This is a genomic window from Stutzerimonas stutzeri (assembly GCF_024448695.1).
GTDB lineage: Bacteria > Pseudomonadota > Gammaproteobacteria > Pseudomonadales > Pseudomonadaceae > Stutzerimonas > Stutzerimonas stutzeri_T.
Genome location: NZ_JAMOHY010000011.1, coordinates 46,839 through 73,350, shown reverse-complemented (window position 1 = coordinate 73,350; position 26,512 = coordinate 46,839). Strand labels below are relative to the sequence as shown.

Annotated in this window: 26 protein-coding genes and 1 pseudogene; 19 read left to right on the top strand and 8 right to left on the bottom strand. The window is 59.6% G+C overall.

The features are described 5' to 3' along the window. Nucleotides 1-6: 6 nt before the first annotated feature. The 4 genes and pseudogenes from NAV32_RS10670 to recX form a co-directional block, all read left to right on the top strand. A pseudogene (locus NAV32_RS10670) lies at nucleotides 7-96 on the top strand (transposase domain-containing protein); the annotation flags it as partial. Between the two features lie 608 nt (nucleotides 97-704). Then, on the top strand, nucleotides 705-1,202 hold the full coding sequence (locus NAV32_RS10665; protein WP_256052774.1) for a CinA family protein: 498 nt from the start codon (nucleotides 705-707) through the stop codon (nucleotides 1,200-1,202). 84 nt (nucleotides 1,203-1,286) lie between these two features. Continuing rightward, complete coding sequence (gene recA / locus NAV32_RS10660) at nucleotides 1,287-2,330, top strand: recombinase RecA (RefSeq protein WP_256052773.1); 1,044 nt, start codon at nucleotides 1,287-1,289, stop codon at nucleotides 2,328-2,330. Nucleotides 2,331-2,333: 3 nt separating this feature from the next. Beyond that, the gene (gene recX / locus NAV32_RS10655; RefSeq protein ID WP_256052772.1) at nucleotides 2,334-2,801 is read left to right on the top strand and encodes a recombination regulator RecX; all 468 of its coding nucleotides are present in this window, start codon (nucleotides 2,334-2,336) and stop codon (nucleotides 2,799-2,801) included. 40 nt (nucleotides 2,802-2,841) lie between these two features. Here the strand turns inward: recX and NAV32_RS10650 are convergent, their stop codons facing one another. Together NAV32_RS10650 and NAV32_RS10645 are read right to left on the bottom strand one after the other, a co-directional pair. Further along, nucleotides 2,842-3,933 carry a TIGR00730 family Rossman fold protein gene (locus tag NAV32_RS10650; protein WP_256052771.1) on the bottom strand — a complete coding sequence of 364 codons (1,092 nt, stop codon included), beginning with the start codon at nucleotides 3,931-3,933 and terminating at the stop codon, nucleotides 2,842-2,844. Nucleotides 3,934-4,073: 140 nt separating this feature from the next. Continuing rightward, the gene (locus tag NAV32_RS10645; RefSeq protein ID WP_256052770.1) at nucleotides 4,074-5,483 is read right to left on the bottom strand and encodes an MBL fold metallo-hydrolase RNA specificity domain-containing protein; all 1,410 of its coding nucleotides are present in this window, start codon (nucleotides 5,481-5,483) and stop codon (nucleotides 4,074-4,076) included. Nucleotides 5,484-5,612: 129 nt separating this feature from the next. Here NAV32_RS10645 and NAV32_RS10640 point away from each other — a divergent pair, with 129 nt between their 5' ends. Next, complete coding sequence (locus NAV32_RS10640) at nucleotides 5,613-8,018, top strand: xylulose 5-phosphate 3-epimerase (protein ID WP_256052769.1); 2,406 nt, start codon at nucleotides 5,613-5,615, stop codon at nucleotides 8,016-8,018. Between the two features lie 42 nt (nucleotides 8,019-8,060). Here NAV32_RS10640 and NAV32_RS10635 read toward each other — a convergent pair whose 3' ends face one another. Beyond that, the gene (locus NAV32_RS10635) at nucleotides 8,061-8,453 is read right to left on the bottom strand and encodes a PA3611 family quorum-sensing-regulated virulence factor (RefSeq protein ID WP_256052768.1); all 393 of its coding nucleotides are present in this window, start codon (nucleotides 8,451-8,453) and stop codon (nucleotides 8,061-8,063) included. Between the two features lie 108 nt (nucleotides 8,454-8,561). Here NAV32_RS10635 and NAV32_RS10630 point away from each other — a divergent pair, with 108 nt between their 5' ends. Beyond that, nucleotides 8,562-9,272: a tRNA-uridine aminocarboxypropyltransferase gene (locus NAV32_RS10630; protein ID WP_256052767.1), complete on the top strand. Its 711-nt coding sequence runs from the start codon at nucleotides 8,562-8,564 to the stop codon at nucleotides 9,270-9,272. Here the strand turns inward: NAV32_RS10630 and NAV32_RS10625 are convergent. Then, a complete protein-coding gene (locus NAV32_RS10625) occupies nucleotides 9,269-10,186 on the bottom strand; it encodes a DMT family transporter (RefSeq protein WP_256052766.1) in 918 nt (305 codons plus the stop codon). The two genes, NAV32_RS10630 and NAV32_RS10625, sit on opposite strands and share 4 nt — an antisense overlap. A 243-nt stretch (nucleotides 10,187-10,429) precedes the next feature. Here NAV32_RS10625 and erdR point away from each other — a divergent pair, with 243 nt between their 5' ends. Then, nucleotides 10,430-11,080, top strand: a complete 651-nt coding sequence (gene erdR, locus NAV32_RS10620; RefSeq protein ID WP_256052765.1) for a response regulator transcription factor ErdR — start codon at nucleotides 10,430-10,432, stop codon at nucleotides 11,078-11,080. A 61-nt stretch (nucleotides 11,081-11,141) separates the two neighbouring features. On the opposite strand, the gene NAV32_RS10615 is transcribed toward erdR, so the two are convergent. Continuing rightward, nucleotides 11,142-12,068: a LysR family transcriptional regulator gene (locus NAV32_RS10615; RefSeq protein WP_256052764.1), complete on the bottom strand. Its 927-nt coding sequence runs from the start codon at nucleotides 12,066-12,068 to the stop codon at nucleotides 11,142-11,144. Between the two features lie 112 nt (nucleotides 12,069-12,180). Between NAV32_RS10615 and fpr the strand changes: the two genes are divergently transcribed. After that, nucleotides 12,181-12,957, top strand: coding sequence for a ferredoxin-NADP reductase (gene fpr / locus NAV32_RS10610; protein ID WP_256052763.1), 777 nt, complete (start codon nucleotides 12,181-12,183; stop codon nucleotides 12,955-12,957). A 59-nt stretch (nucleotides 12,958-13,016) separates the two neighbouring features. Here the strand turns inward: fpr and NAV32_RS10605 are convergent, their stop codons facing one another. Continuing rightward, a complete protein-coding gene (locus NAV32_RS10605; protein WP_256052762.1) occupies nucleotides 13,017-13,502 on the bottom strand; it encodes a YchJ family protein in 486 nt (161 codons plus the stop codon). Between the two features lie 305 nt (nucleotides 13,503-13,807). Here NAV32_RS10605 and NAV32_RS17645 point away from each other — a divergent pair, with 305 nt between their 5' ends. Next, nucleotides 13,808-14,410, top strand: coding sequence for an OmpA family protein (locus tag NAV32_RS17645; protein WP_272890243.1), 603 nt, complete (start codon nucleotides 13,808-13,810; stop codon nucleotides 14,408-14,410). Between the two features lie 105 nt (nucleotides 14,411-14,515). Here NAV32_RS17645 and NAV32_RS10595 read toward each other — a convergent pair whose 3' ends face one another. Beyond that, complete coding sequence (locus NAV32_RS10595; RefSeq protein ID WP_256052761.1) at nucleotides 14,516-14,980, bottom strand: CopD family protein; 465 nt, start codon at nucleotides 14,978-14,980, stop codon at nucleotides 14,516-14,518. Between the two features lie 85 nt (nucleotides 14,981-15,065). Between NAV32_RS10595 and dinG the strand changes: the two genes are divergently transcribed. The 4 genes from dinG to pdxH all read left to right on the top strand — a co-directional run bounded on the left by dinG (nucleotide 15,066) and on the right by pdxH (nucleotide 19,928). Continuing rightward, a complete protein-coding gene (gene dinG / locus NAV32_RS10590) occupies nucleotides 15,066-17,210 on the top strand; it encodes an ATP-dependent DNA helicase DinG (protein ID WP_256052789.1) in 2,145 nt (714 codons plus the stop codon). A gap of 34 nt (nucleotides 17,211-17,244) precedes the next feature. Further along, a complete protein-coding gene (locus tag NAV32_RS10585) occupies nucleotides 17,245-18,393 on the top strand; it encodes a serine hydrolase domain-containing protein (protein ID WP_256052760.1) in 1,149 nt (382 codons plus the stop codon). A gap of 131 nt (nucleotides 18,394-18,524) precedes the next feature. Further along, complete coding sequence (locus NAV32_RS10580; protein WP_256052759.1) at nucleotides 18,525-19,160, top strand: OmpA family protein; 636 nt, start codon at nucleotides 18,525-18,527, stop codon at nucleotides 19,158-19,160. Nucleotides 19,161-19,280: 120 nt separating this feature from the next. Further along, complete coding sequence (gene pdxH / locus NAV32_RS10575; protein ID WP_256052758.1) at nucleotides 19,281-19,928, top strand: pyridoxamine 5'-phosphate oxidase; 648 nt, start codon at nucleotides 19,281-19,283, stop codon at nucleotides 19,926-19,928. A gap of 51 nt (nucleotides 19,929-19,979) precedes the next feature. Here pdxH and NAV32_RS10570 read toward each other — a convergent pair whose 3' ends face one another. After that, nucleotides 19,980-20,210, bottom strand: coding sequence for a hypothetical protein (locus tag NAV32_RS10570; protein WP_256052757.1), 231 nt, complete (start codon nucleotides 20,208-20,210; stop codon nucleotides 19,980-19,982). Between the two features lie 219 nt (nucleotides 20,211-20,429). Here NAV32_RS10570 and NAV32_RS10565 point away from each other — a divergent pair, with 219 nt between their 5' ends. The 6 genes from NAV32_RS10565 to NAV32_RS10540 all read left to right on the top strand — a co-directional run bounded on the left by NAV32_RS10565 (nucleotide 20,430) and on the right by NAV32_RS10540 (nucleotide 26,509). Next, the gene (locus tag NAV32_RS10565; RefSeq protein WP_256052756.1) at nucleotides 20,430-20,891 is read left to right on the top strand and encodes a hypothetical protein; all 462 of its coding nucleotides are present in this window, start codon (nucleotides 20,430-20,432) and stop codon (nucleotides 20,889-20,891) included. 237 nt (nucleotides 20,892-21,128) lie between these two features. Then, complete coding sequence (locus NAV32_RS10560; RefSeq protein ID WP_256052755.1) at nucleotides 21,129-23,921, top strand: monovalent cation/H+ antiporter subunit A; 2,793 nt, start codon at nucleotides 21,129-21,131, stop codon at nucleotides 23,919-23,921. Next, entirely contained in the window at nucleotides 23,921-24,250 is a 330-nt protein-coding gene (locus tag NAV32_RS10555) for a Na+/H+ antiporter subunit C (protein ID WP_256052754.1), read from the top strand. The genes NAV32_RS10560 and NAV32_RS10555 overlap by 1 nt, the downstream gene beginning before the upstream one ends. Continuing rightward, nucleotides 24,247-25,755: a monovalent cation/H+ antiporter subunit D gene (locus NAV32_RS10550; protein WP_256052753.1), complete on the top strand. Its 1,509-nt coding sequence runs from the start codon at nucleotides 24,247-24,249 to the stop codon at nucleotides 25,753-25,755. Before NAV32_RS10555 ends, NAV32_RS10550 begins: the two co-directional genes overlap by 4 nt. Beyond that, a complete protein-coding gene (locus NAV32_RS10545; RefSeq protein ID WP_256052752.1) occupies nucleotides 25,752-26,246 on the top strand; it encodes a Na+/H+ antiporter subunit E in 495 nt (164 codons plus the stop codon). Before NAV32_RS10550 ends, NAV32_RS10545 begins: the two co-directional genes overlap by 4 nt. After that, complete coding sequence (locus NAV32_RS10540) at nucleotides 26,240-26,509, top strand: K+/H+ antiporter subunit F (protein WP_256052751.1); 270 nt, start codon at nucleotides 26,240-26,242, stop codon at nucleotides 26,507-26,509. Before NAV32_RS10545 ends, NAV32_RS10540 begins: the two co-directional genes overlap by 7 nt. Nucleotides 26,510-26,512 lie beyond the last annotated feature (3 nt).

The following is a 26,512-nucleotide window of genomic DNA, read 5'->3' as shown; positions in this document are numbered from 1 at the left end:
GCATGAATGAATGGGCATCATCCGTATGCCTATCTCAAAGATGTGCTGATACGGCTGCCGACGCAGCGGACGAGAGAGATTGGCCCATTGCTGCCTGTCGCAACCGGCAGCTATGGGTCGTCTTCTGCCGGTCATGATCAACAAGCGTGCTGGTCGAATCCGGCCAAAGGACTGGTCAGGTCGAATGTATTCAGCTCCACCGCCGAGTGATTTTCTCGGAGTCTCGCTGGCCGTTGCTGCGCGTAAAGAGCAGGCCGTCCCTACCAGGTGAATTCCCCAGGACTGCAAGGCTTCACATCGGGCGGGTGAGTGGAGAACTAAATCGGCGTTAAATCCGAAATAAAATGAGAACTGATACGGCTACTGCCAAAAACCGTAGCCGGTTTCACAGTCCTACTTAGAGTGCGCACATTCGGTGCCTTTCAGCCCTTGCCGCGCGGGCTTTGCGCATATTTGCCGCCTTTACTGCCACACAATTGGCGTGTGTTTGGAGAGGTCTTGAGTATCTTTGGGCATGAGGCTGGCGTGATACGGCATTGGGATAAGCCCTCGTGTTACAGGGCGAAAAAGAGCGCAAGGTTAGCACGCAGCTTGCGCGTCTCGCAGGTGGATCGGGTGCTGGATGCACAAGGATTGCAATCCGGGTTGATCCGACGAAAATCGCCGTAGTCTCGGTTTCTTGAAACGGATGTGGAGGGGCGATTTTGAATCTCACCGAATTGGCCGCAGAACTTGGTGACCGGTTGTTGCGACTGAATCAGCAGGTGACCACCGCTGAATCCTGTACCGGCGGCGGTATCGCCGAAGCCATCACCCGTATTGCCGGCAGTTCGGCCTGGTTCGAGGTGGGTTTCGTCACCTATTCCAACGCGCAGAAAAGCGCCCTGTTGGGCGTGCCGACCCGCTTGTTCGACGAAGTCGGAGCAGTGAGTCAGGACGTTGTCGAAGTCATGGCGCGTGGTGCACAGCAACGCAGTGGCGCACGCTTTGCCGTGGCGGTCAGTGGTGTGGCCGGGCCGGGTGGCGGTTCGCCGGAGAAGCCGGTCGGCACCGTATGGCTCGCCTGGGCGGCAGCCGATCAGCTGTTTGCCCGGCGCTTTATATTCGCCGGTGATCGCCAGGCCGTGCGTGAGCAGAGTGTGGCAGCGGCGCTGGTCGGGTTGATCCGCCTGATGGACGGAGAAAATCCGTTGCAGGGCTAGGCGGACAAATTTGGCTATGGTCTAATACTGGCTACTTATACAGTTGTTGCGGCCTTTGGCCCTCTTGATCAAGTGAGGATTTTAATGGACGAGAACAAGAAGCGTGCCTTGGCTGCTGCCCTGGGCCAGATCGAAAAGCAGTTCGGCAAAGGTGCGGTCATGCGCATGGGCGATCATGATCGCCAGGCGATTCCTTCGATTTCCACCGGCTCCCTGGGGCTGGATATCGCGCTGGGCATAGGCGGCCTGCCAAAAGGTCGGATCGTCGAGATCTACGGCCCTGAATCTTCAGGCAAGACCACGCTGACCCTCTCGGTGATCGCCGAAGCGCAGAAGATGGGTGCCACCTGTGCCTTTGTCGATGCCGAGCATGCGCTGGACCCCGATTACGCCGGCAAGCTGGGCGTCAATGTTGATGATCTGCTGGTTTCCCAGCCCGACACCGGCGAGCAGGCGCTCGAAATCACCGACATGCTGGTGCGCTCCAATGCGGTGGACGTGATCATCGTCGACTCCGTGGCTGCCCTGGTGCCCAAAGCGGAAATCGAAGGCGAAATGGGTGATACCCACGTCGGCCTGCAGGCCCGCCTGATGTCCCAGGCGCTGCGCAAGATCACCGGCAACATCAAGAACGCCAACTGCTTGGTGATCTTCATCAACCAGATCCGCATGAAGATCGGCGTGATGTTCGGCAGCCCGGAAACCACCACGGGCGGTAACGCGCTCAAGTTCTACGCTTCGGTCCGTCTCGACATCCGCCGTACCGGCGCGGTGAAGGAAGGTGACGAGGTAGTGGGTAGCGAAACCCGCGTCAAGGTGGTGAAGAACAAGGTGGCTCCGCCATTCCGCCAAGCCGAATTCCAGATTCTCTATGGCAAGGGTATCTACCGCAACGGCGAGGTCATCGACCTTGGCGTGCAGCAGGGCCTGGTTGAGAAATCCGGCGCCTGGTACGCCTACAAGGGCAGCAAGATCGGTCAGGGCAAGGCCAATGCGGCCAAGTACCTGGAAGAGAATCCGGAGATCGGTCGGGAAATCGAACAGCAGATTCGTGACAAGCTGCTGGTAGTCGCACCGAACACCAAGGCCAATCCGGTTACTGAAGATCTGGCTGACGCCGACCTCTGATCCATGGCTGCCGTGCTGGATAATCCCGTCGCCGTGCGTCGGGTCGCAATGGACTTGCTGGCCCGGCGTGAGCATGGGCGCATTGAGCTATCCCGCAAGCTGCGCCAGCGCGGTGCGCCGGTTGAACTGATCGAGCCAGCTCTGGATCGCCTTGCCGAGGAAGGTTTGCTCAGCGAGGCGCGTTACCTGGAAAGTTTCGTACGCATGCGTGCCAACGCAGGCTACGGGCCGTTACGAATACGTGAAGAGCTGAGCCAGCGCGGCCTGGCTCGTGACGATATCGAGCAGGCCTTGCGCGACAGTGGTTTTGACTGGAGTGAGCAGTTGCGTGCGGTCTGGCAGCGCAAGTTCGCCGGCGAGCTGCCGGGCGATCCTCGGGAAAGGGCCAGGCAGGGCCGTTTTCTCAGTTATCGTGGCTACCCTCTGGACATGATCGGTCGATTGTTGCGTGGCGCTGCGAGCGACTGCTGACGTTCTCGCCACATCCCGATCGCTTCAACATCAGGCGTTTTCAGTCCTGCACGCCCAGCGGCGCTGCCCAGTTACGCTTGTCATTGATGAAGTCGGTCAGTTCGCGCAGCCGACCGTGGTCGCGGCCATTGAAGACGAAGCTCAGACGGGGCAATTGCTGCAGTTCGGGCTCATCCAGTTCCATTTCGCAACACGCCTGCTGCTCGAAGCGGCCTTGCAGATAGAGGTCGGCGAACTCCCGGTTCATGTGATCGAGTGCGGCATCAGTCAACACATGATTCATTCGCATGACGAAGCGGTCTTTCAGCCAGCGGCTTGAGTGGAAGTTGCTGTAGAAGGTATCTATCTCTGCAGCGGCATCCTCTGCATTGTCGACCAGACGTACCAGGTGCATGTCGCTGGGCAGGATATAGCGATTGTCCTGCAGTTGGTGGCGCATGAAGCTCAAGGCATCCTTCCAGAAGGTACCGCCGGGCTCGTCCAGCAGCACGATGGGTACCAGCGGGCTTTTGCCGGTCTGGATCAGGGTCAGCACCTCCAGAGCTTCGTCCAGCGTGCCGAAGCCGCCGGGACAAAGGACCAGGGCGTCGGCTTCCTTGATGAAGAAGAGTTTGCGGACGAAGAAGAAGTGGAATGACAGCAGGTGATCGGTGCCGCCCACCGTTGGATTGGCATGCTGCTCGAAGGGCAGGGTGATATTCAGCCCCAGGCTGTTGTCCGTGCCTGCGCCCTCATGCGCGGCGGCCATGATGCCGCCGCCGGCACCGGTGATGACCATCAGGTCGCGTCGTGCCAGGTTCGCTCCGAGTTCCCGCGCCAGTGCGTACAGCGGGTGCTCGACGGGGGTGCGCGCCGAGCCGAAGACGGTCACTTTGCGGCGCCGCTTGAAACGCTCCAGTACGGCGAAAGCGTTCTCCATTTCGCGCATGGTTTGCAGCAGTATCTTGGCATCCCAGCGATTGCGATCCGCTTGCGCCATTCGGATCACTGTGACCAGCATTTCTCGATAGAGCGGCAGATTCTGGCTGGCGGCGGGCATGACCAGTGCGGCCAGCTCGTCTATTTTTCCCGAAAGATCAGCGCCGCTGGTCTTGATGTGGCGTGAAAGGTAATCGTCCGTTTCAAACGGCATGCAGTGTCTCCCTCGTGTGGTAACCGCGCCACCATGACAGGAGTGGCGCTGCGCGCAGCCGCTCGAAGGCTTGCGCGTAGGTCGGGGCGATTGAGGCGCTACGCCCCGATCAGATGAGGCGTGCGCCAGATATTTCGCTATCAGAGCGCAATGCGGTCGCCGGGTTCAGGGATGTTGGCTTTCCAGCCCAGGCGCTCATCCAGTTCCCTTTGCAGCACCTGCATTTTCTCCAGTTCGCCGTGAATCAGATGCAGCTCGGGACGGGATTTGAAATGGCTGACCCAGTCGATCAGTTGTGATTGGCCGGCATGCGCTGAAAAACCGCCGAGCGTATGCACCTGGGCGTTCACGGCGATACGTTGATGCAGCAGCTTGACGGTTTCAGCGCCGTCAACGATGGTCCGGCCAAGGGTGCCGCGTGCCTGGAAGCCTGGAATGATCAGGTGGCACTCCTTGCGCCAGAGGTTGTGCTTGAAGTGATGCAGAATGCGTCCGCCGTTGCACATGCCGCTGCCGGCAATGATGATCACGCCACTTTTGAAACGGTTGATGGCCATCGACTCTTCGGCGCTGGGGGTGCTCTTGAGTATGGGCAGCCATTTTTCAATGCGCTGTCTGCCGTTGCCGTTCGGATCGCTCGGCTCAACGCCGGCGATATCCAGCTGTTCCTGAAACAGGGAGTAGATGGCGTTAGCGCCGATGGCCATCGGGCTGTCGAGGAATACGGCCTGTTGCGGCAGACGGCCCTGCTGGTAGAGCAGACCGAGATAATAGATCAGGTCCTGGGTGCGACCGACGGCAAAGGATGGCATCAGCACATTGCCGCCGTCCCGATGGGCCTGCTGAAGGATGTCTGCCAGCTCTTCGATGGTCGCTTCGTGGTTGCGATGATCACGATCGCCGTAGGTGGACTCCATCAGCACCACATCGGCTTCGCTCAATGTTGCGGGTTCATGCATCAGGGGCGAACAGGCGTTACCCAGGTCACCGGAGAACACCAGTCGGCGTGTGCGCCCGAAATCCTCGACGTCTGCCTGGACGATGGCTGAACCGAGAATGTGGCCGGCATCGTGGAAGGTCACGGTGACGCCAGGTGCGGCCTCAAACGGCTGACCATAGGCGTGTGATTGCCGCTGTTTGAGCATGCGCTCGGTATCGACTCGTGTGTAGAGCGGCGTAATGGGCGTTTTGCCCATGCGTGCACGCCATTTGTTTTCCCATTCGGCATCCTTTTCCTGGATATGGGCCGAGTCGAGCAACATCAGCTCGAGTAGCTTGCAGGTCGCCTCGGTGGCGTGGACTGCTCCCCTGAAACCTTCTGCAACCAGCTTGGGCAGTAGACCGCTGTGGTCGATATGTGCGTGCGACAGGACCACTGCATTCAGACTTTGCGGGTCGAAGGGAAAGGCTGCACGGTTACCTTCTTCGTCCTGACGCCGGCCCTGGCGCATGCCGCAATCGAGTAGAACTCGGACGCCATCATGGGTTTCTATTAGGTAGCACGAGCCGGTGACCTGTTGAATGGCGCCGAAAAAACTGAGCAAAGCCATGATACGTTCCTGTCTACACGATGAATTCCAGAATGCCCGCTGCCTGTTTTCCGCGTCTTGATGCATATCAGCGATAGGCGGGCGAACGCTGTCTAGACTACCGCAACCGCCAAGCTACGGAGCGACCTCATGAATCAACTACTGCCCAGTCTTGCCGAAATGGACCGTCATGCCGAACTCCAACCGGAGTTCGCCGCCTGGAGAGCCGGGTATGGTCCGTTTGAGCACACACTGGAAACCCAGGCGGCGGTTTTTCGTCTGGCTCATCAAATGGTTCAGGCCGGGTTGCAGGAAGATCTCGCCAGCGTGTATCGCCTGTTGCAGGCCATTGATCGGCTGAGTTCGGCGGGGCTCTGGCTGGTGGTGCACATGACCTATGCGCGTCAGGTCCGGCTCGATGGGTCGCCATTGACGGCAGAGGACTTCAAGGCCTCGCCCGAGGGGCATACGGGAGGGGCACTGAACATGGTCCCGGCTTATGCCGGCTATCTGGGGCTCAATGCCCTGACCGGAACGACCCGTGCCTGGCTGATGGGGCAGGGGCATTGTGTCGCGGCAATCGAAGCGCTGAACCTGCTTACCGACAATCTGCATCCCGAGCAGGCCCTGGCCTATGGCGATGGCGAGGCCGGTATCAATCGCCTGCTTCAGGACTTCTACGGCTATCATCAGGCGGCTGACGGCAGTCCTGCTGCCCCTCTGGGCAGTCACGTCAATCCGCATACAGCCGGCGGCATTGCCGAGGGCGGCTATCTGGGCTTCGCCGAATTGCAGTACGCACACATGCCGCTACCGGGCGAAACGCTGGTGGCCTTTCTCTCGGATGGTGCGGCTGAAGAGCAGCGCGGCAGTGACTGGATTCCGCGCTGGTGGCGCGCCGAAGATTGCGGCATCGCATTGCCAATCATGATTGCCAATGGCCGACGCATCGAGCAGCGTACCCAGCTCGGTACGGATGAGGGGCTGGCCGGGTTCCGCCAGCACCTGAGCGGTTGCGGCTTCGACCCGATGCTGTTCGATGGTCGTGATCCTGCTGCCTTCGTCTGCATGTTGTGGGAGATGGAGCAGCGCCTGGCCCGGCGGGTCGAGGAAAAGGAGCGCGGCTTGCTCAGTTATCCGCTGCCCATTCCCTACGGTATCGCCGAAACGGTGAAGGGCTTCGGTTTCTATGGCGCCGGCAGCAATGCGGCGCACAATCTGCCACTGCCGGGTAACCCGGCAAAGGACTCGGTTTCACGCGACCTGTTCAACGAACACGTTGCTCCGCTGTTCGTCCCGCAGGATGAGCTGCGCGCCGCACAAGAGCTGTTGCTCAAGCATCGCCAGGGCAGACCCCTGGAGCGCGACAACGCGCTGGCATGTCGTCATCCGGACGCGCCGCAGATGCCGACGCTCAATTACCGTGACGATACCTGTTCGCCCATGGCGGCAGTCGATGACTTCTTCGTGGCGCTGACCCAGGCCAATCCATCCTTGCGCCCGCGTGTCGGCAACCCTGACGAACTTGCAAGCAACCGTCTGGGTGGGGTGCTCAGGGCGCTCAGGCACCGCGTGATCGACCCGGAAAGCGAACTCGAGGCGGTCGATGGCCAGATCATCACAGCGCTGAACGAAGAGGCGGTGGTTTCCGCCTGTCTGGCCAACCAGGGCGGGCTCAACCTGGTTGCCAGTTATGAGGCGTTCTGCGTGAAAATGCTCGGCGCCGTGCGCCAGACACTGATTTTCTCACGGCAGCAAAAGGAAGTCGGGCGTCCTGCGGGCTGGCTGGGTTGGCCGCTCATTGCCACCTCTCATACCTGGGAAAATGGCAAGAATCAGCAGTCTCATCAGGACACGACGTTCTGCGAGGCCCTGCTGGGGGAAATGAACGATATGGTCCGGGTACTCTTCCCAGCGGACCACAACAGTGCGCTGGCTCTTCTGCCGTCCATCTATCAGGCCCGAGGCACTCTGGCGTGTCTTGTCATGCCCAAGCGCGAGCGACCGTCGATATTCAGCCGCGAGCAGTCCGAGCAGTTGGCCAGGGACGGGGCAATCATTGTTGATGAACATGCAGGCGAGAGCCCTGTCCTGCTGATCGCCAACGGCAGTTACCAGTTAGGTGAAATGCAGCGTGCGACCGTACGCCTGAAGGAGGCGGGGGTTGCCTATCGGCTGGTCTATCTGCAGGAGCCGGGGCGTTTCCGGGCACCGCGTGATCGTTGGGAAATCGAGGCGCTGGCCGCAGAGGGCGTCAGGGAGCGACTGTTCCCCGAGAAGATGACCCAACGGGTTCTGCTCACCCATATGCGACCGGAGGTCCTGCGCGGCCATCTCTGGCCCATCCTGCCGGATGCGCGTCGCAGCTCCGTGTTGGGGTATCGCAACCGGGGTGGGACGCTGGACGAGGCCGGTATGCAGTTTGCCAACCGCGCTTCCTGGGCAAACGTGCTGGCAGCCTGTGCACGGCTGCTGGATATGCCGCGCACGGCACTGCTCAAGTCCGATGAGGCAGCGGCAGTGGCTGGCAAGGGGGATCCGCGCGTACTGCGTTGAGCACAAGGCGTCGGGGCAGTCGCGCTGCCCCGGCATTCCTGCTCAGCAATCGCTGGCGCGGTAGCGTTCGCGGGTGATCGGCTTTTTGCTCTCGTATTCGTTGAACTCAAAGCGCAGCACAGCACCTTGAGCCATCAATTGGCGCAGGCCTTCGTTACTGCATACGCTTGATTGCAGTTGGGTGCGGACCTGCTGGGGGTTGTCACGCATTTGTGCGGCATGACGCGGCCGAACGCTCAGGTGATTGACCAGCTCGTTGCCATCGACGCTGTAGCCTTCGTCAAGAAGGTCTTCATTGATGGCGCGGGGTGTGCCGACGCTGCTTTCGTGCGCGACCTTTTCGAGCAACTGGGTCAGTGACTGCTCCTGCGCCGTCGCAAGATGGCTGAAGGGCAAGGCGAGACAGAGGGTGAGTAAAGCGGGCGTGCGGTACATAGTGATCTCCTGATGACTGCCGTCGTTCGACCGATGGCTGCCTGCGCGGTTCATTGTCCTTTGCTAGACTGCCGGCCCACCCGCAACCGCAGACGTTTCCAGTTTCTTATGCCCCATGCAGTAGCTCGTCTGCGTGAGGCGCGCCTTGCGCGCAGCCTCAAACCCTTTATTGCCCGAGGCTCGCGTGCGCCGCGCTGCGAGCGTTGCCGTGTGCGTGACAGTCATTGTCTGTGCGCTTGGCTGCCACATGTGGAGGCACGCAGTGCGGTGTGCCTGATCATGCACGATATCGAGGCGCTGAAGCCGAGCAATACCGGCTGGCTCATCGCCGACGTGGTTGCTGATACTCATGCTTTCGGCTGGCAGCGCACCGCCGTTGAGCCGGGGCTGCTCCAATTGCTGGCCGATCCGCAGTACCAGCCGTTTGTAGTCTTCCCCGGTGAGTACGCCGAGCCCCGGCGCGTGGTCGAGACGGTGCAGATCGATGCGGCGAAACGGCCCCTGTTCATCCTGCTCGATGCAACCTGGACCGAAGCGCGCAAGATGTTTCGCAAAAGTGCCTACCTGAACGGCCTGCCGGTGCTGAGCCTGCAGGCCGAGGTCTTGTCACGCTATCGGCTGAGGCGCTCCACGCGAAGCGAGCATCTGTGCACCGCCGAGGTGGCAGCGTTGTGTCTGGGGCTGGCGGGTGATGCCCAGGCCTCGACGGTGCTGGATGCCTGGCTCGATGTGTTCACCGATCACTATCTGGCGGCCAAGCATCAGCGCGCGCCCAGTCTGGACGATGCCGCTCATCAGCTGCTGGAGGCTAAGCCCTAGGCGGTGTCGCGACCCCGCTGCCGGCTTCCAGGGGGGGCTGGCTTGCGAGGCCAGAGTTGGGCAGTGAGCATGCCGATGAACATCAGTCCGCAGCCGAAATAGCCACGCAGGTTGAGGCTTTCGTCGAGAAACAGCGCACCCGCGATCGCCGCGAACACCGCTTCGAGCGAGAGGATGATGGCTGCGTGGGAGGCAATCGCATGTTTTTGCGCGACCACCTGCAGGGTATAACCAACGCCAACGGCAAACATGCCGCCATAGATGAGTACCGGTGTGGCCAGCCAGATACTGTGCAGGCTGGTTTCCTCGAACAGGGCTGCCAGGATCAGACTGGCCACTGCGCACGTCACAAACTGCAGGAATGCCAGACGAATGGCATCGTGGCGACCGACAAAGAAGCTCACCAGCAAGACGTGGACGCCCCAGACAAAGGCGCCGGCCAGCTGAATCCAGTCGCCTGAGGCCACAGTAAAGTCATCACTGATGCTCAGCAGTGCCATGCCCACCACCGCCAGAAACGCACCGAGCCAGGTGCCCATTCCTGTCCTCTGGCCAATGATCAGCCCCAGCAAGGGCACTACGATGACGTAAAGACCGGTAATGAAGCCGGAGTTGGTCACGCTGGTGAATAGCAGACCGACCTGCTGCAGGTTGATGCCCAGCGTTAGTGCAAGCCCCATGCACAAGCCGCCCAGCAGCATGCTGCGTTTAAGAAAGGGTTCGTGCCGTGCTGGTCCGCGACGTTGAAGCAGCAACAGCGGCAACAAAACCATGGCCCCCAGGGCAAAACGCAGGCCGGTGAACAGGAAAGGGCCTATGTGGTCCATGCCGATCCGCTGGGCCACGAAGCCTGTGCCCCATATCATCGCGGTGATCAGCATCAGAAAGTCGGCGCGAAGGGCCTGATTGCGCATATCATGACTCGTCGGGAAAAGGCGGGAACTTTGCCTTAAAACGATCTACTTGACCACTTATTCGCAGGTCGGCATGCTTGCGCCGCCTGATTTAAATGCTCGTCGGTAATCGAATTTAGGATGATGGCGCGATATCATCACGCCGTTCCATTTCCGAACTACAATTTCGGGCTCCTCCTGACGACAGTCTGTCGGATTCGGCTCAGGCCGATGAAAGCGCCAATAAAAACTATAGGTCTGCCAATGGCTGCTTACGAAATCCTTATCGCCGATGATCACCCGCTGTTTCGTAGCGCGCTCCAGCAAGCGTTGACGCTTGGGCTGGGGAGTGAGGTGCGACTCTCCGAAGCCGCCAGCATTGCCGAACTGGAAACATTGCTGAGCCGGTCTTCGGATTGGGATTTGGTTCTGCTTGATCTCAATATGCCGGGCGCCTATGGGTTTTCCGGGCTGGTCCTGCTCAGGGGGCAGTATCCGCAATTGCCGGTCGTAATGATCTCCGCTCAGGAGGATGCCGCCGTGGTTGCCCGCTCTCGTGAGTTCGGCGCCAGTGGCTTCATCCCGAAGTCCAGCTCACTGGAAACCATTCAGGAGGCGGTGCGGGCCGTGCTCGACGGCGATGCCTGGTGGCCCAGCAATATTCAGGACGTGGGTCACGTCAGCCCTGAGGCCAAGGCGGCTAGCGAAGGCCTCGCCAGTCTCACACCCCAGCAGTTCCGAGTGTTGACCATGGTCTGCGATGGTTTGCTGAACAAGCAGATTGCCTACGAGCTGAGTGTCTCCGAGGCGACCATCAAGGCGCATGTGACGGCGATCTTTCGCAAGCTCGGCGTTCGTACCCGGACCCAGGCAGCCCTGCTGCTGCAACAGATGGGCTCCATTCCTACCAGCTGAAGCTTTTCCGGCGCAACGGCTTGGGCGCATTGCATGCAGTGCTGGTGGCTTTCGGCGGTGTTCAGGCGATCGTCGGAAGCACGATTTCATCACTGCGTCGCACACCCTCGGTCAGGGTCTGACAGAGGGCGATGAATTCGCGCATGGCCGCTGTCTGATACTTTTGCCCATGCCAGATGAAATTGAATTGCCGGGTCAGATCCAGGTCGGGCGTTTCCAACGCCACCAGACTGCCGCGGCGAAAGGCATCGCGCAGTGCCAGACGGGAAATGCAGCCAATCCCCAGTCCTGACTCGACGGCACGCTTGATCGCTTCGGTATGTTCAAGTTCGAGGCGAATGTTGAGCTTGAGAGGATGATGGCGCAGGGCGTGATCAAAAGTCCTCCGCGTGCCGGAGCCTTCCTCGCGAAGAATCCATGCCTCCCGCGACAAGTTGTCCAACGTGATCCCCGTACGTCCGGCCAAGGGGTGCTGTGGCGCGCAGAACACCACCAACTCGTCCGCCACCCATGGAAGCACTTCTATATCGGGGTGTTGGCAATCGCCTTCGATCAAACCCAGGTCAAGTTCATATTGAGCAACCAGCTGCACAATTCGCGCAGTATTTTGAACCTGCAACTTCACTCGACACTCGGGGTGGCGCTGCATGAAGCTGCCGATCAGCAGCGTGGCGAGATAATTGCCGATTGTCAGGGTTGCCCCGACATGGAGGGAACCGAACCCCGTCTTGCCAGCCAGCAGGTCCTCGATGGCTTTGGCCTGATCGAGCAGGCTGACTGCCTGCGGCAGCAATTGATGGCCCAGGGCATTGAGCCACAGGCGTTTGCCTGCCCGATCAAACAGCTGGCAGCCGGACTGGCGCTCCAGTTCAGCCAGTGATGTGCTGGTTGCTGACTGCGAAAGCGCCAGGCTTTGTGCGGCGCGCGAAACGCTTTCCTGACGAGCGACGGAAACGAATACCTGAAGTTGCCTGAGCGTAAAATGCATATCTATATATTCGATAACTCATATCGTTAATATTCATTTAACGGATATTAAAGGTCCCGTTAGACTTCGTACAGATTGAGCCGCCATTGCGCACTAAAAGGGGTATCCGTACATGAGCAATCTGAACGTCGAGCGAGTCCTCAGTGTGCATCACTGGAACGACACGTTGTTCAGTTTCAAAACCACCCGCAACCCTGGGCTGCGCTTCGAGAATGGCCAGTTCGTGATGATTGGCCTTGAGGTCTCAGGCCGCCCGCTGATGCGGGCGTACAGCATTGCCAGTCCGAACTACGAAGAGCACCTTGAATTCTTCAGCATCAAGGTGCCGGATGGTCCGCTGACCTCGCGTCTGCAGCATCTCCAGGAAGGAGATTCGCTGATGATCAGTCGCAAGCCGACCGGCACCCTGGTGCTTGATGATCTGTTACCGGGCAAACACCTGTATCTGCTTAGCACCGGTACCGGCCTCGCACCTTTCATGAGTGTTATCCAGGATCCGGAAGTCTACGAACGCTTCGAGAAGGTCGTGCTTGTGCATGGCGTGCGCTACGTCAACGAGGTCGCTTACCGCGACTTCATTACCGATCACCTTCCACAAAACGAATTTTTTGGCGAAGCATTGCCGGAGAAGCTGGTCTACTACCCGACAGTCACGCGCGAGCCCTTCGAGAATCAGGGCCGGCTCACTGACCTGATGCGCAGTGGCAAGCTGTTCCGTGATATCGGCCTGCCGCCCCTCAATCCTGAGAATGACCGTGCGATGATCTGCGGCAGCCCGAGCATGCTGACCGAAACCAGCCAGGTGTTGGACAGCTTCGGACTCAAGGCTTCGCCACGCATGGGCGATCCCGGGCACTACCTGATCGAACGGGCGTTCGTTGAAAAATAAATCGCAGCGCCGTGTGTATTAAAGAAGGCTGGTCGACGCGATGCGTCAGCCAGCCTTTTTCACAGGTAGGGCGCGCAACACTTCTTGAGCTTCTGCCTGCTGCCGCACGGACAGGGATCGTTGCGACCGGCTTTCAGCGGGGTGGTCGGATCGATGAAGTACCAGTTTCCTTCGTTCTGAACAAATGCCGAGCGCTCATGTTGAGCGTGTTCTCCCGCCTGGTCATGCCAGCGTGCGGTGAAGGTGACGAGCGCATGTTCCGGTTGTCCGCCGAGCAGTTGGCTGTGCTCCACCTCCAGCCCCAGCCAGATGCTGGCAGCGCTCCAGTCCCGCATTGACTGCAGGTCCAGGGATGCTTGCTGGGCAGGCAGTGTGGTGGCCTGCAGGTAATCGATCAGCCCCAGTACGTAGGCGCTGTAACGCGAGCGCATCAGCCGTTCCGCGCTGGGTGCCGGAGCTCCGGCGTGATAGCGACCGCAGCAAGCGAGCAGTGTGTCGCCGCTGCCGCAGGGACAGTGGGAGGTGCCTGGATTATCAGAGTTCATTGTCAATTCACTATTCGGTCTTGTTACGGCATCTGTGGATCAGCGCCGATTTGTGCAGCAACGACTCGGAACCTGCCAGCGCCTGAGTGAGTCACAGATGCAGTGAGCAGGGCCTGTTCGTTCTTTTATGCTCTCTGCGCGTCTTTTTGAAGCCTGCATGGGCTTAAAGACTAGCGCGGCGGCGCTTGCCGGCCTAGTCTCGTTATAACTGGAGCTGTTTATGCGCCACCGCATGGCTCTAGCCGATTTCATACCAGGAGGCTTTACCGATGAGTACCTTACGGACAGCAGTACCCGTGATTGTAATGACTACCTTTCTGGCCGGTTGTGCAGGGGTACAGAAACAGGATTGGCCCACCTGCGCCGCGGTCGGCGGTGTCACTGGCGCCGCGTTGGGCGCGATTGAAAGCAGCACTTACGCCGGCTATGGTGCCTTGATCGGTGGTGGTGTAGCGGCGGCATACTGCTGGGCCAACGGTACCGAGGAGCAGACAGTGGCCTTGGTTGAAACCGTCGAACCCACTCCGGTTGCCCAGTCGGAGCCCGAGCCGATGGCCGAGCCTGTACGTGTCGAACTCGACGTCAAATTCGATTTCGATCGTGCCGTGGTCAAGCAGGACAGCATGAGTGACATCCAGGATCTGGCGGACTTCATGAAGCAGTACGGCCAGACGTCAACCGTTGTCGAGGGTCATACCGACTCGGTAGGTACCGATGCCTACAACCAGCGTTTGTCCGAGCGACGTGCCAATGCTGTGCGCGATGTGCTGGTCAATCAGCACGGGCTGGATGCCAGCCGTGTCGATGCCGTCGGCTATGGTGAGTCCCGTCCGGTCGCGGATAACTCGACAGAGGAAGGTCGTGCCATCAACCGCCGTGTTGAGGCTGAGGTAGAAGCGCGTCCATGATGGACGTGTGAAACAACGAAGCCGGGCATCTCGCCCGGCTTTTTCATGCGCGACAAAAAACTCTTACGCGGCTGCTGAAAACGTAGGTGGTTTTGCAATGGCCTGTCAGAACAGCGGGCGAGCACTGGCCAATGCCACTACCAGCAGGCCCAGTAACAGGTTGATACCCACCAGCTTGCGGATATGACCCAGGATTGCGCCGCCTTCAGGCCAGTTCTGCGCGGCAATTGTGCGTCTGAGTTCGGGTAGTTGCAGCAGTTGGATACGCAGGAATAGCGCCAGCATGACCAGGAACAGACCCGCCATGACATGTACATAGCGAGGTGCTGCGGCCAGGCTGTCAAAGCGCATGTGCCAGAGGCCGATACCGCTGATCGGCAGTATCAGCAACGAAGCCCAGACCCAGTGGAAAAAGCGACGAAACACCTCGGCCCAGAGTTTCAGACGTTCGGGTGGCTGCAGCTCGGAAACGGCGGCGGGCCGCAGCACCATCCAGGCGAAGAACATGCCGCCAACCCAGATCATGGCAGCGAGCACATGCAGCGAATAGAGCAGGGCGAAAGTCGTCATGGAAATCTCCGGTGGCAGTTGGGGAAACGCGCGCTATCATAGCCATCCCTACGAAGTACTGAAAATATATACAGCCCCCACGCCCATGCTCAGCACTGAACTCAAGACCCAGATCCAGGGCGCCTACTCTCGCTTTCTCGAGGCCAAAAGCCTGAAGCCCCGTTATGGCCAGCGCCTGATGATTGCTGAAATAGCGAAAGTGCTGGGTGCGATCAAGGCTGATGATGAAGGCCGCCGCGACGGCGAGCCGGCCATCGTTGCAGTCGAGGCCGGCACCGGGACTGGCAAGACAGTCGCCTACAGCCTGGCAGCGATTCCTGCGGCCAAGGCGGCTGGCAAGCGTCTGGTCATCGCCACCGCGACGGTCGCCTTGCAGGAGCAGATCGTGCACAAGGATCTACCGGATCTGATGCGTAACAGCGGCCTGAACTTTTCGTTTGCGCTGGCCAAGGGACGGGGTCGCTATCTGTGTCTGTCCAAGCTTGATGTGCTGCTGCAGGAAGGGCAGGCGCAAAGCGCTACGGCTCAGCTGTTCGAGGAGGAAGGCTTTCGTATCGACGTGGATGAGCGCAGCCAGAAACTCTTCGGCAGCATGATCGAAAAGCTCGCCGGCAATCGCTGGGATGGTGATCGTGACAGCTGGCCGGAAGAGTTGGCCGACCCTGACTGGGCACGGTTGACCACCGATCACAGCCAATGCACCGGTCGCCACTGTCCGAATTTCCAGCAGTGCGCTTTCTACAAGGCGCGCGAGGGCATGACCAAGGTCGATGTCATCGTGACCAACCACGATATGGTTCTTGCGGATCTGGCGCTTGGCGGCGGTGCGGTGCTGCCCGACCCGCGTGACACGCTCTATGTGTTTGACGAAGGTCACCATTTGCCTGACAAGGCTATCGGCCACTTCGCTCACTTTACCCGTCTGCGTTCAACAGCCGACTGGCTCGGCCAGGTCGAGAAGAATCTGACCAAACTGCTTGCCCTGCATCCATTGCCAGGCGATCTTGGCCGATTGATCGAGGCGGTGCCGGAAATTGCCCGCGATCTGCGCAGCCAGCAACAGTTCATGTTCAGCGCCTGTGAACAGCTGGCCGACTTCAGGGCTGGCGAAGACATGGAGGGGCGAGAGAGACCCAGACACAGGTTTGTCGGCGGCCTGGTGCCTGAACATCTGCTTGAAATGGGCATTGAACTCAAGAAGGGGTTTTCCAAACTCACCGACCTGTTCACGCGCCTTGCCGAGCTGCTCAAGGAAGCGATGGATGGCGAGGCGGGCGTCGGTATTGCCAGTCATCAGGCCGAGGAATGGTATCCACTGTTCGGTAGCCTGCTGACGCGAGCTCAGGGCAACTGGGAGCTGTGGACAGCGTTCACTGTCGATGATCCTGAAGACAGTCCGCCTATGGCCCGCTGGCTGACCCTGGCCGAGGGTGGTGCGCTGTTTGATATCGAGGTCAATGCCAGTCCTATTCTCGCGGCTGAAACCCTGCGGCGCAATTTGTGGAATGTTTGCTATGGCGCGCTGGTGACCTCTGCGACGCTCACTGCGCTGAACAGTTTCGACCGTTATCGAATGCGCGCCGGATTGCCGCGCTGCGCGGTAACCGCCGTGGTACCAAGCCCCTTCCACCATGCCGATGCCGGTGTGCTGCGGATACCCGATCTGAACGCCGATCCGCGTGACGCTACGGCGCATACGGCGGCGATTGTGCGTGAGCTGCCGCAGTTGGTGGAGGGCTCGCGCGGGACGCTGGTGCTGTTCTCGTCGCGCAAGCAGATGCAGGATGTATTCGACGGTCTGGAGCGCAACTGGCGGCAGCGGGTGCTGATCCAGGGCAATTTGTCCAAACAGGAAACCCTGAACAAGCACAAGGCGCGCGTGGATGACGGTAAGGACAGCGTGCTCTTCGGGTTGGCCAGTTTTTCCGAGGGCGTCGACCTGCCCGGTGCTTATTGCGAACATGTGGTGATCGCCAAGATTCCCTTTGCGGTACCTGATGATCCGGTCGAGGCGGCGCTGGCAGAATGGATCGAGGCACGCGGTGGCAACCCGTTCATGGAGATTTCGGTACCTGATGCATCCCTTCGCCTGGTGCAGGCTTGTGGTCGCTTGCTGCGTAGCGAAGAGGATCGCGGCACCATTACCCTGCTCGACCGGCGGGTGGTAACCCAGCGTTACGGCAAGGCCATCCTGAATGCCTTGCCGCCGTTTCGCCGGGAAATCGGTTAGCAGGCCCACTGAAACACTGTCCAGAGAGATACTCATGCAGATTCAAGGCTATTTCGATCTTCGTTTTGAGGCGGTCAGAGACTGCTTTCAGAAGTTGTTCGAGCAGGCTGGGCAGCGTGGTGCGGCGATTTGCGTGAAAGTCGGCGCGCAAACCGTAATCGATCTCTGGGCAGGTACCGCCGACAATGCGGGCGAGCAGGTGTGGCAAGGCGACACCCTGGTCAATCTGTTTTCCTGCACCAAGACCTTTACGGCGGTGGCGGCGTTACAGCTGGTTGAAGAGGGCAAGCTTGAGCTGGACGCGCCAGTTGCAAGGCTGTGGCCCGAGTTTGCCGCAAACGGCAAGCAGGCCATCACCCTTCGCCAATTGCTGTGTCATCAGGCTGGATTGCCAGCGATACGGCAACCGCTTCCCGCAGAAGCCCTGTACGACTGGAATGCCATGACTGCTGCGCTCGCAGCTGAGCGTCCCTGGTGGGCGCCTGGGGATGGTCATGGCTACGCCGCGATCACTTATGGCTGGCTGCTGGGCGAGCTGATTCGCCGCGCCGACGGGCGGGAGCCGGGCGAGGCGATAGTCGCGCGAACCGCCCGCCCGCTAAACCTGGATTTCCATCTCGGACTTGCCGCTGACGAAGATGATCGTGTCGCCTACCTGACGCGGCTGAAGAATAATCCGGGTGACGCGGCCAGTCAGCGTCTACTGAAGGCGATGATGAGCGATCCGCAATCGCTGACTGCTCGGGCCTTTGCCAATCCTCCGTCAGTCATGAACAGCGCCAACAAGCCCGAATGGCGGCGTATGGCGCAGCCTGCGGCCAACGGACATGGCAATGCGCGCTCACTGGCCGGCTTTTACCAGGGGCTTCTCAACGGAGACCTGCTTGAACCGATGTTGCTGACAGAAATGACACGTGAGCACAGTATCGGCGAAGATCGCACCCTGCTGACACGTACCCGCTTTGCGCTGGGATGCTGGTTGGATCAGCCGGATGTGGCCAATGCGACCTTCGGTATGGGGCCGGGTGCCTTTGGCCATCCGGGCGCGGGAGGCTGTATTGGCTTTGCTGATCCGCAGCGCGAGCTGGCATTCGGTTTTGTTACCAACAGCTTGGGTCCTTACGTGTTGATGGACCCTCGGGCGCAGCGCCTGGCGCGAACGGTAAAAGCCTGTCTGGGGTGAGCCGCTCGTCTGTTTGTGGCAACACGACTTTTCAGAACAAGGACCTGCGTCCACAATCTGAAGCAAATCCTTGCTTAAGCTGCCTGCCTGCTACCTGCAGCATCACCATTCACTTTCACGGAATCTGCTACATGAACCTGCTGAAAAGCGCATCCCTGATTGTCCTCATGGCCCTTGCCGGCTGCAGCTCGAAAAGTGAAAAGCCTGCTGAAACGGCGGCTGCGCCAGAGCCGGTGATTGATCACGCCTGGCTGGATGATTATGAGCCGCGTCTACGCGATGCGCTGAAGGAAAGCCGTTTTGAAGTCGAGCGACGCAAGGGCATGCTGGTGGTCACGGCGCCGGTGGATGCCACCTTCAATCCAGACCGTCCAGGCATGTTGCTGCCTGTGACTCTGGGGCCAATCAGTCGTGTGGCAAAGATGGTCGAGGGCGATGAAAAAACCGCCGTAGTGGTTCTTGGACATGCCGACAGTACCGGCTCGCTGGAAATCAATCGCGACATCAGTCGTCAGCGTGCAGGCGCCGTGGCTGCCATCTTTCGCCTCAGCGGACTCAAGCATGACCGCTTGCGGATTCGAGGAGTGGGTTCGGACATGCCTCGTGCCTCCAACGAACATGAAGAAGGTCGTGCACTGAATCGTCGTGTCGAGATGATGCTTGCGCCGCAAACCACGCTGCTGGCCTTGATCAGCCAATACAGCACGCCGCCAGCGCCAGCCGAGCCGACCCGGATAGCCGCAGCCGAAGTCAGCAAAGCCAAGTAATCCATGCTGTTCCCGATTGGAGGCAGGAAGTGTCTGTTTGAGCTTGTTTTGCGCTGAATCAAGCGGAGTGTGGTCCCAAACCGACTAAGCTTCGACTTCGACTGTTTCAGGAATGCCGCGATGACTCAGACCCTGGCCGATATGCGCCGCGACTACACGCGTGATGGACTCAGTGAAACCAATGCGCCGAATGAGCCTTTCGGCCTGTTCCGCCAGTGGTTCAGTGATGCGGTTCAGACCGAGCAATTGCCGGTCGAACCGAATGCCATGACTCTCGCCACGGTTGACGCCGGGGGCCGTCCGCATTGCCGCGTGCTGCTGCTCAAGGCGCTGGACGAGCGCGGCTTCACCTTTTTCAGCAACTACGAAAGCGCCAAGGCGGAACAACTTGAAGCCTGTCCGTTTGCGGCGATGACATTTTTCTGGCCGAGTCTTGAACGGCAGGTGCGCATCGAAGGGCGGGTCGAGAAGGTCAGTGCTGCCGACTCGGACGCCTATTATCAGGTGCGGCCTCTGGGCAGTCGTCTTGGCGCCTGGGCTTCGCCACAGAGCCGGGTGATCCGCGACCGTGCCGAACTGGAGAGGCTGCTTGCCGAGGCCGAGCAGCGTTTCCTCGACAAAGAACCGCATTGCCCGCCGCACTGGGGCGGTTATCGGTTGCTCCCCGAACGCATGGAGTTTTGGCAGGGTCGTTCGAGTCGACTGCATGATCGACTCAATTACCGGCTTGTAGCCAGTGATTGGCAGTGTGAGCGTCTTGCGCCCTAAGCGCGCATGAAAAGCCGCTCTGGTGCAACGCCGGAGCGGCTGTCGGCTCGATCAGTTGTGGTTTTCCAGCTCCCTCTCAAGCCAGTCTTGTAAATCCTTTCTTTTTACCTTCGCCGCTTTTGCGGCTGCCAGTCTTTCCAGTATCCAGGTGCGCCTGAGTGGGTCATTACCCGCCAGGGAAAGCGCCAGGTCGCGGTCGGCCCAGCGCCTGAAACGCACAAACAGCCAGGCATGAAATGCCAGTCCGGCAATAGTGGTGACGGCTATGATGAAGTAATCCATGGAGAGTCTCATGAGTTGCAGAGGGCTTTTCGTCTGTGCGGGGCGGGATAGCCTCGGGTACAGTAGGTCTAACAAAGGGCCTGTTGAGGTTTTGTCGGGCCGGGATGAAGATCAAAGGATAGCCTGAGCATGCTGAGTCAGGGCGAGTCTGTTGCCAAGAGCTTCTTCGCCGCAGGCCCTGGCGGCTACAGGTATCAATGTCGTTTCAGGAGAGTACATATGCGCAACCCTGTCTTAGTTGCTTCGTTCGCCGTCATGGCACTGGTCGTGGGCGGCTGCACATCCAATCTGACTGGTGATTCCTATTCTCGCGATGAAGCGCGAACGGTACAGACCGTTCGCTACGGAACCATTGAGTCCCTCCGTCCGGTCAAGATCGAAGGGACCAAGACACCTATAGGCGGCGGTGCCGGCGCTGTTGTGGGTGGCATTGCCGGTAGCGGTGTTGGCGGCGGTCGTGGCAGCGCAGTAGCCGCTGTAATCGGCGCTGTGGCCGGCGGCATGCTTGGCGCTGCGGCGGAAGAAGGTATCACGCGCACCCAAGGCGTCGAGATTACCCTGCGCGAAGACGATGGAAGTCTGCGTGCCTATGTCCAGCAGGTCGAGCCCAATCAGGTGTTTCGAGTTGGCCAGCGGGTGCGCGTCATGACTGTCGATGGCACCAGCCGCGTAGCGCCCTGATACTTTCGGCTGGTGCGGTGGTTTTATACCGCACCAGTTGTTAGGTTGAGTCCCGTCATGCGAAAAGTGTGGTCCACGCAAGTGGAGCGCGCTTTCGTTTTTAGAAATATATCAATCCATGACGTTACGGTAGTCGGTGTGGATAATCGTCGCACGCCGTCATGCCTCTTTGGGCTGAGTGCTGGCCTACAAAGGATATAACTGCCACGCATTTGCGTGGCTCAAGGGGTTTTGTTCATGGCGCTTGCGCTGATAATCGCTCTGCCATTCCTCGGGATATGCCTGCCGTTGCTGTTTGAGCGGCTTGGTCGGTCCGCCTGTGCTTTCGGTGCGGGTCTGGCCCCGCTGGCTGCACTGGTTCTCCTCATTTCCAAGCGTGCCGCTGTGTTCGACGGTGAAGTCGAAGTGCAGATGCTGCCCTGGTTGCCGGAGCTGGGGTTGAACCTGAGTCTGAGGCTTGATGGGCTGGGCTTCCTGTTCGCCTTGCTGATCCTGGGTATTGGCCTGCTGGTCATTCTATATGCGCGTTACTACCTGTCGAAGCATGAGCCGATGGGGCGCTTCTATGGGTTCTTCCTGCTGTTCATGGGTGCGATGCTCGGCGTTGTGCTGTCGGAAAACCTGCTGTTGATGCTGATGTTCTGGGAGTTGACCAGTCTCTCGTCATTCCTGCTGATCGGCTTCTGGAATCACCGCGCCGATGCCCGTCAGGGTGCTCGCATGGCATTGGCCGTGACGGGCGGTGGCGGGCTGGCATTGCTGGCCGGCATCCTGCTGATCGGTCATATCGTCGGTAGCTATGAATTGAGTACGGTGCTGGTCTCGGGCGACCTGATCCGTGCCCATGCCTTGTATCCCGTGGCGCTGATTCTGGTGCTGCTCGGCGTTTTCACCAAGTCAGCGCAATTTCCGTTTCACTTCTGGTTGCCGCAGGCGATGGCAGCACCGACGCCAGTTTCGGCATTCCTGCATTCGGCCACCATGGTCAAGGCAGGGGTTTTCCTGCTGGCCCGCTTGTACCCGGCTCTGTCTGATTCGGAATGGTGGTTCTATCTGGTCAGCATGACCGGGCTGGCGACATTGCTGATCGGTGCGGTGATGGCGCTGTTCCAGCACGATCTCAAGGGGCTGCTGGCCTACTCAACCATCAGCCATCTGGGGCTGATCACCCTGTTATTTGGTCTCGACTCGCGCCTGGCGGCGGTGGCGGCGATCTTTCACATTATCAACCACGCCACCTTCAAGGCCTCGCTGTTCATGGCCGCAGGCATCATCGACCACGAGACCGGTACCCGTGATATGCGGCGTATCAACGGCATGATGAAATACATGCCGCACACGGCAGTGCTGGCGATGATCGCCTCGTTGGCGATGGCCGGCGTGCCGCTGCTCAATGGCTTCCTGAGCAAGGAAATGTTTTTCGCCGAAACCCTCGACCAGCATTTGCTGGGCAGCTTCTACTGGACCATTCCGGCGCTGGCGACCCTGGCGGGTGCCTTCTCGGTGGCCTATTCACTGCGTTTCGTGCATGACGTGTTCTTCAATGGCGAGCCGATCGACTTGCCCAAGTTCCCACCGCATGAGCCTGCGCGCTACATGAAGATTCCGGTGGAGATCCTGGTGCTGCTCTGTCTGATGGTCGGGATGCTGCCAGCCTACACCGTGGCGCCCTTGCTGGCGGTTGCGGTTGCCGGAACGCTGAATGGCGCGGTGCCTGAATACAGCCTGACGATCTGGCACGGCTTCAATCTGCCGCTGTTGATGAGTTTTGTTGCGCTGGTCGGTGGAGTGCTCATCTATGGGCTGCGCAAGTGGGTATTTCGCTGGTACGAGGGGCTTCCCCACGTTGATTCTCTGGACGTTTTCAGGCGCGTGATCAGCGAGATTACCGCAGGCGCGCGCTGGGTAACCGAACGTCTGGAGAATGGCTCACTGCAGCGCTATCTGATGCTGGTGCTGGTCAGTTCGCTGGTGCTGGTGATCTATGCTCTTACGCCGCTGGAGGCGCTCAGTGGCCCGGTTGCGCTCACCCCGCTGGATATCATTACCGTCGGCGGAATGGTGGTTCTGAGTCTGACCTCGCTGCTGACAGTGCTCTTCCACCGCAGACGACTGGTGGCGCTCATGGTGCTTAGTGTAGTCGGGCTCATGGTGGCGCTGGTCTTCGCTCGTTTTTCCGCGCCTGACCTCGCGTTGACTCAGCTGTCGGTCGAGGTGGTGACCATCATCCTGCTTATTCTGGCGTTGTTCTTCATGCCTGACCGGACTCCTGCAGAGTCGAGCAGCCTGCGCAGCTTTCGTGATCTGATTCTGGCCGGCGGCTTCGGTACCATGATCGCCTTGCTCACCTATGCCGTGCTTACGCGCCCTTACGACAGCATCGCGTCCTTCTTCCTGGAGAACAGTGTTTCCGGTGGCGGTGGAACCAATGTGGTCAATGTGATCCTTGTGGACTTCCGTGGTTTCGATACCTTGGGCGAGATAGCGGTACTGGCCATTGCTGCGGTGGGCATCTATGGATTGCTCAAGGGGCTGCACCTGCCTCATCCGCTGCGTGACTATGGCGGAAGGCTGTGGAGTACCGACAGCCATCCGATGGTGCTGGATGCGTTGTCTCGTGCCTTGCTGCCGATGGCCTTGCTGATTTCCGTGTTCATTTTCCTGCGCGGGCACAACCTGCCGGGTGGCGGCTTTATTGCCGGCCTGATAACGGCAGTTGCACTGATCCTGCAGTACATATCCCACGGCGTGACCTGGGCGCAGCAGCGTCAACCCTTCAGCTACCACGGCGTAGCCGGGCTTGGCGTGTTCATCGCATGTTTGACCGGATTGGGCAGCTGGCTATTCGGTTATCCGTTCCTGACCTCCGCCTTCGATCATTTCCATCTTCCCTTTATTGGCGAGTTTGAGCTGGCCACAGCCATGCTGTTCGACCTGGGCGTTTATCTCGCGGTAGTCGGCTCAACCCTGCTGATCCTGTCCAATATTGGTCACGTCAGTCAGGACGAATCGTGCAAGGAGGTACTCTGATGGAGGCTGTACTGGCGGTAACGCTGGGGATCATGATGGCCAGTGGTGTTTACCTGCTGCTTCGTGCGCGAATATTCCCGGTGGTGATGGGGCTGACGCTCATATCCTACGCGGTGAACCTGTTTATTTTCTCCATGGGGCGACTGGCCACGGGTGTGCCGGCGGTTATCGGCAGGAGCGCCGACTATGGTGATCCGCTCCCGCAGGCATTGGTGCTGACCGCCATCGTCATCGGCTTCGCCATGACGGCATTCATCGTGGTGCTGGCTCTGCGTGGTCTGGGTGAGCTGAAAACCGACCATGTGGACGGTCGGGAGCCGCGCGAATGAATCATGTGTTGATCCTTCCTGTCCTGCTGCCGCTGCTCGTTGGCAGTCTGTTGCTGCTGACTCACAGGCTAGGCGCGCCTTTCAAGCGTCTGTTGTCGTTGCTGGCAACCTGGTTGCTGGTGCCGCTGGCCCTGTGGCTGCTGCTGCAGGCCAATAGCGGCACGCTGTTTGTCTACCAGTTGGGCAACTGGTCGCCGCCGTTCGGCATCATGCTGCTGCTCGACCGTCTGAGCGCAATGATGTTGCTGGTGACGGCCGTGCTGGCGGGGTTTGCAATCCTTTATGCCTCCCGCGGTGACGATGAAAAAGGGCCGAACCTCCATGCGCTGTTCCAGTTTCAGCTGGCTGGAATCAACGGGGCTTTCCTGACCGGTGACCTGTTCAACCTGTTCGTGTTCTTCGAGATCCTGCTGATTTCGTCCTATGCGTTGTTGCTGCATGGTCACGGTGCGAAGCGCGTGCAGGCCGGCATTCATTACGTGGTATTGAATCTGCTGGGCTCGGGGCTGTTCCTGATTGGTGTCAGCATGCTCTACGGCCTCACCGGGACTTTGAACATGGCTGATCTGGCCATCCGGGTCGGTGCGGCTGATCCTGCCGATGCACCACTGCTGGCGGCGGCGGGTTATCTGCTGCTGATTGTATTCGCCCTGAAAGGCGCGATCCTGCCACTGTACTTTTGGCTTCCGAGAGCCTATGCCTCCGCGACGGCACCGGTTGCGGCACTGTTCGCAATCATGACCAAGCTCGGCCTCTATGCCATTGTCCGGGTGTTCACGCTGATTTACGGCAGCGAGGCGGGCGTTCTGAACAACATGGTTCTGGACTGGCTGTGGCCATTGGCGATGCTCACCCTGGGTGCTGGTGTGCTGGGCGCGCTTGGGTCGCGCAACCTGCAGATACTGCTGTCCTATCTGGTGGTGGTTTCAGTGGGAACCCTGTTGGCCGGGTTTGCCATGGGCACCGAGGAAGGTCTGAGTGCTGCGCTCTATTACCTGCTGCACAGTACGCTGGTCGCAGGCGGCCTGTTCCTGCTGGCGGACCTGATTTCCCGCCAGCGGGGTGATGTGGGTTCTGAACTGGTATCCGCGCCAGCGCTGAGGCAACCGTTGCTACTGGGAGCGCTATTCTTTTTCGGCGCCATCTCGGTTGCCGGGTTGCCACCGTTTTCCGGCTTCCTGGGCAAGCTGATGCTGTTGCAGGCGGTTACACCCGGCAACGGCGCGCTGGTGCTCTGGCCGGTCGTGCTGGTGGGTGGTCTGGGTATGGTGATTGCGCTGAGTCGCGCCGGTAGCACACTCTTCTGGCGATCGAATGAGGGGGTGGAAGAAGCTGTGACGGCGCCAAGCGATTCGTTGCGCATGCTGGCAACGCTCGGCTTGCTGTTGGGCAGTGTGCTTCTGGTCGTTGCTGCGCAGCCGGTGCAGGCCTATGTGCAGGCCACGGCAGCCCAGTTGTTTGATCTTGGCCCTTATCTGCAGATTATTCAGGGAGGTGGTGCATGAGCGGGTCTCGTCTGTTGCCGAATCCCATGCTGACGCTTCTGCTGGCAGCGCTCTGGCTGTTGATGAACAACACCCTTGGGGTCGGCCATATCGTGCTGGGACTGTTCCTCGGCTGGGCCATCCCGCTGCTGGTGGCGGGTTTCCTCATCGAGGTGCCGCGCGTGCGCAAGCCGCTCAAGCTTTGCCTGTTCATGCTGATGGTCTTCTACGACATCGTGATCGCCAACATCCATGTGGCCCGACTGGTGCTCGGTTCGAAAGAAAAACTGCAGCCCGCCTTCATCGAAGTGCCGATGCTGATTGAAAACGAGTTCGTGCTGGCGACCCTGACCAGCATCATCTCGCTGACCCCCGGCACGGTATCGGCTGGCCTGAGCAAGGATCACAAAAATCTGATCCTGCATTCGCTGGATGTGCCGGATATCCAGGCGCTGGTTGCCGTGGTGAAGAGTCGCTACGAGGCCCCGCTGTTGGAGATTTTTGAATGCTAGCCTACGTGATCCCCTTCTGTGCGGGCCTGCTGGGCGTGGCGGCGCTGCTTAATATCATTCGGCTGATCAAGGGGCCGGATATGCCCGATCGGGTATTGGCGCTCGATACGCTCTATATCAACGCGCTGGCGCTGATCGTGCTGTTCGGTATCTGGCTGGCTTCCGATCTGTTCTTCGAGGCCGCCTTGCTGATTGCGGTAATGGGCTTCGTCAGTACCGTCGCGGTGTGCAAGCATCTGCTGCACGGCGACATCATCGATTAGGAG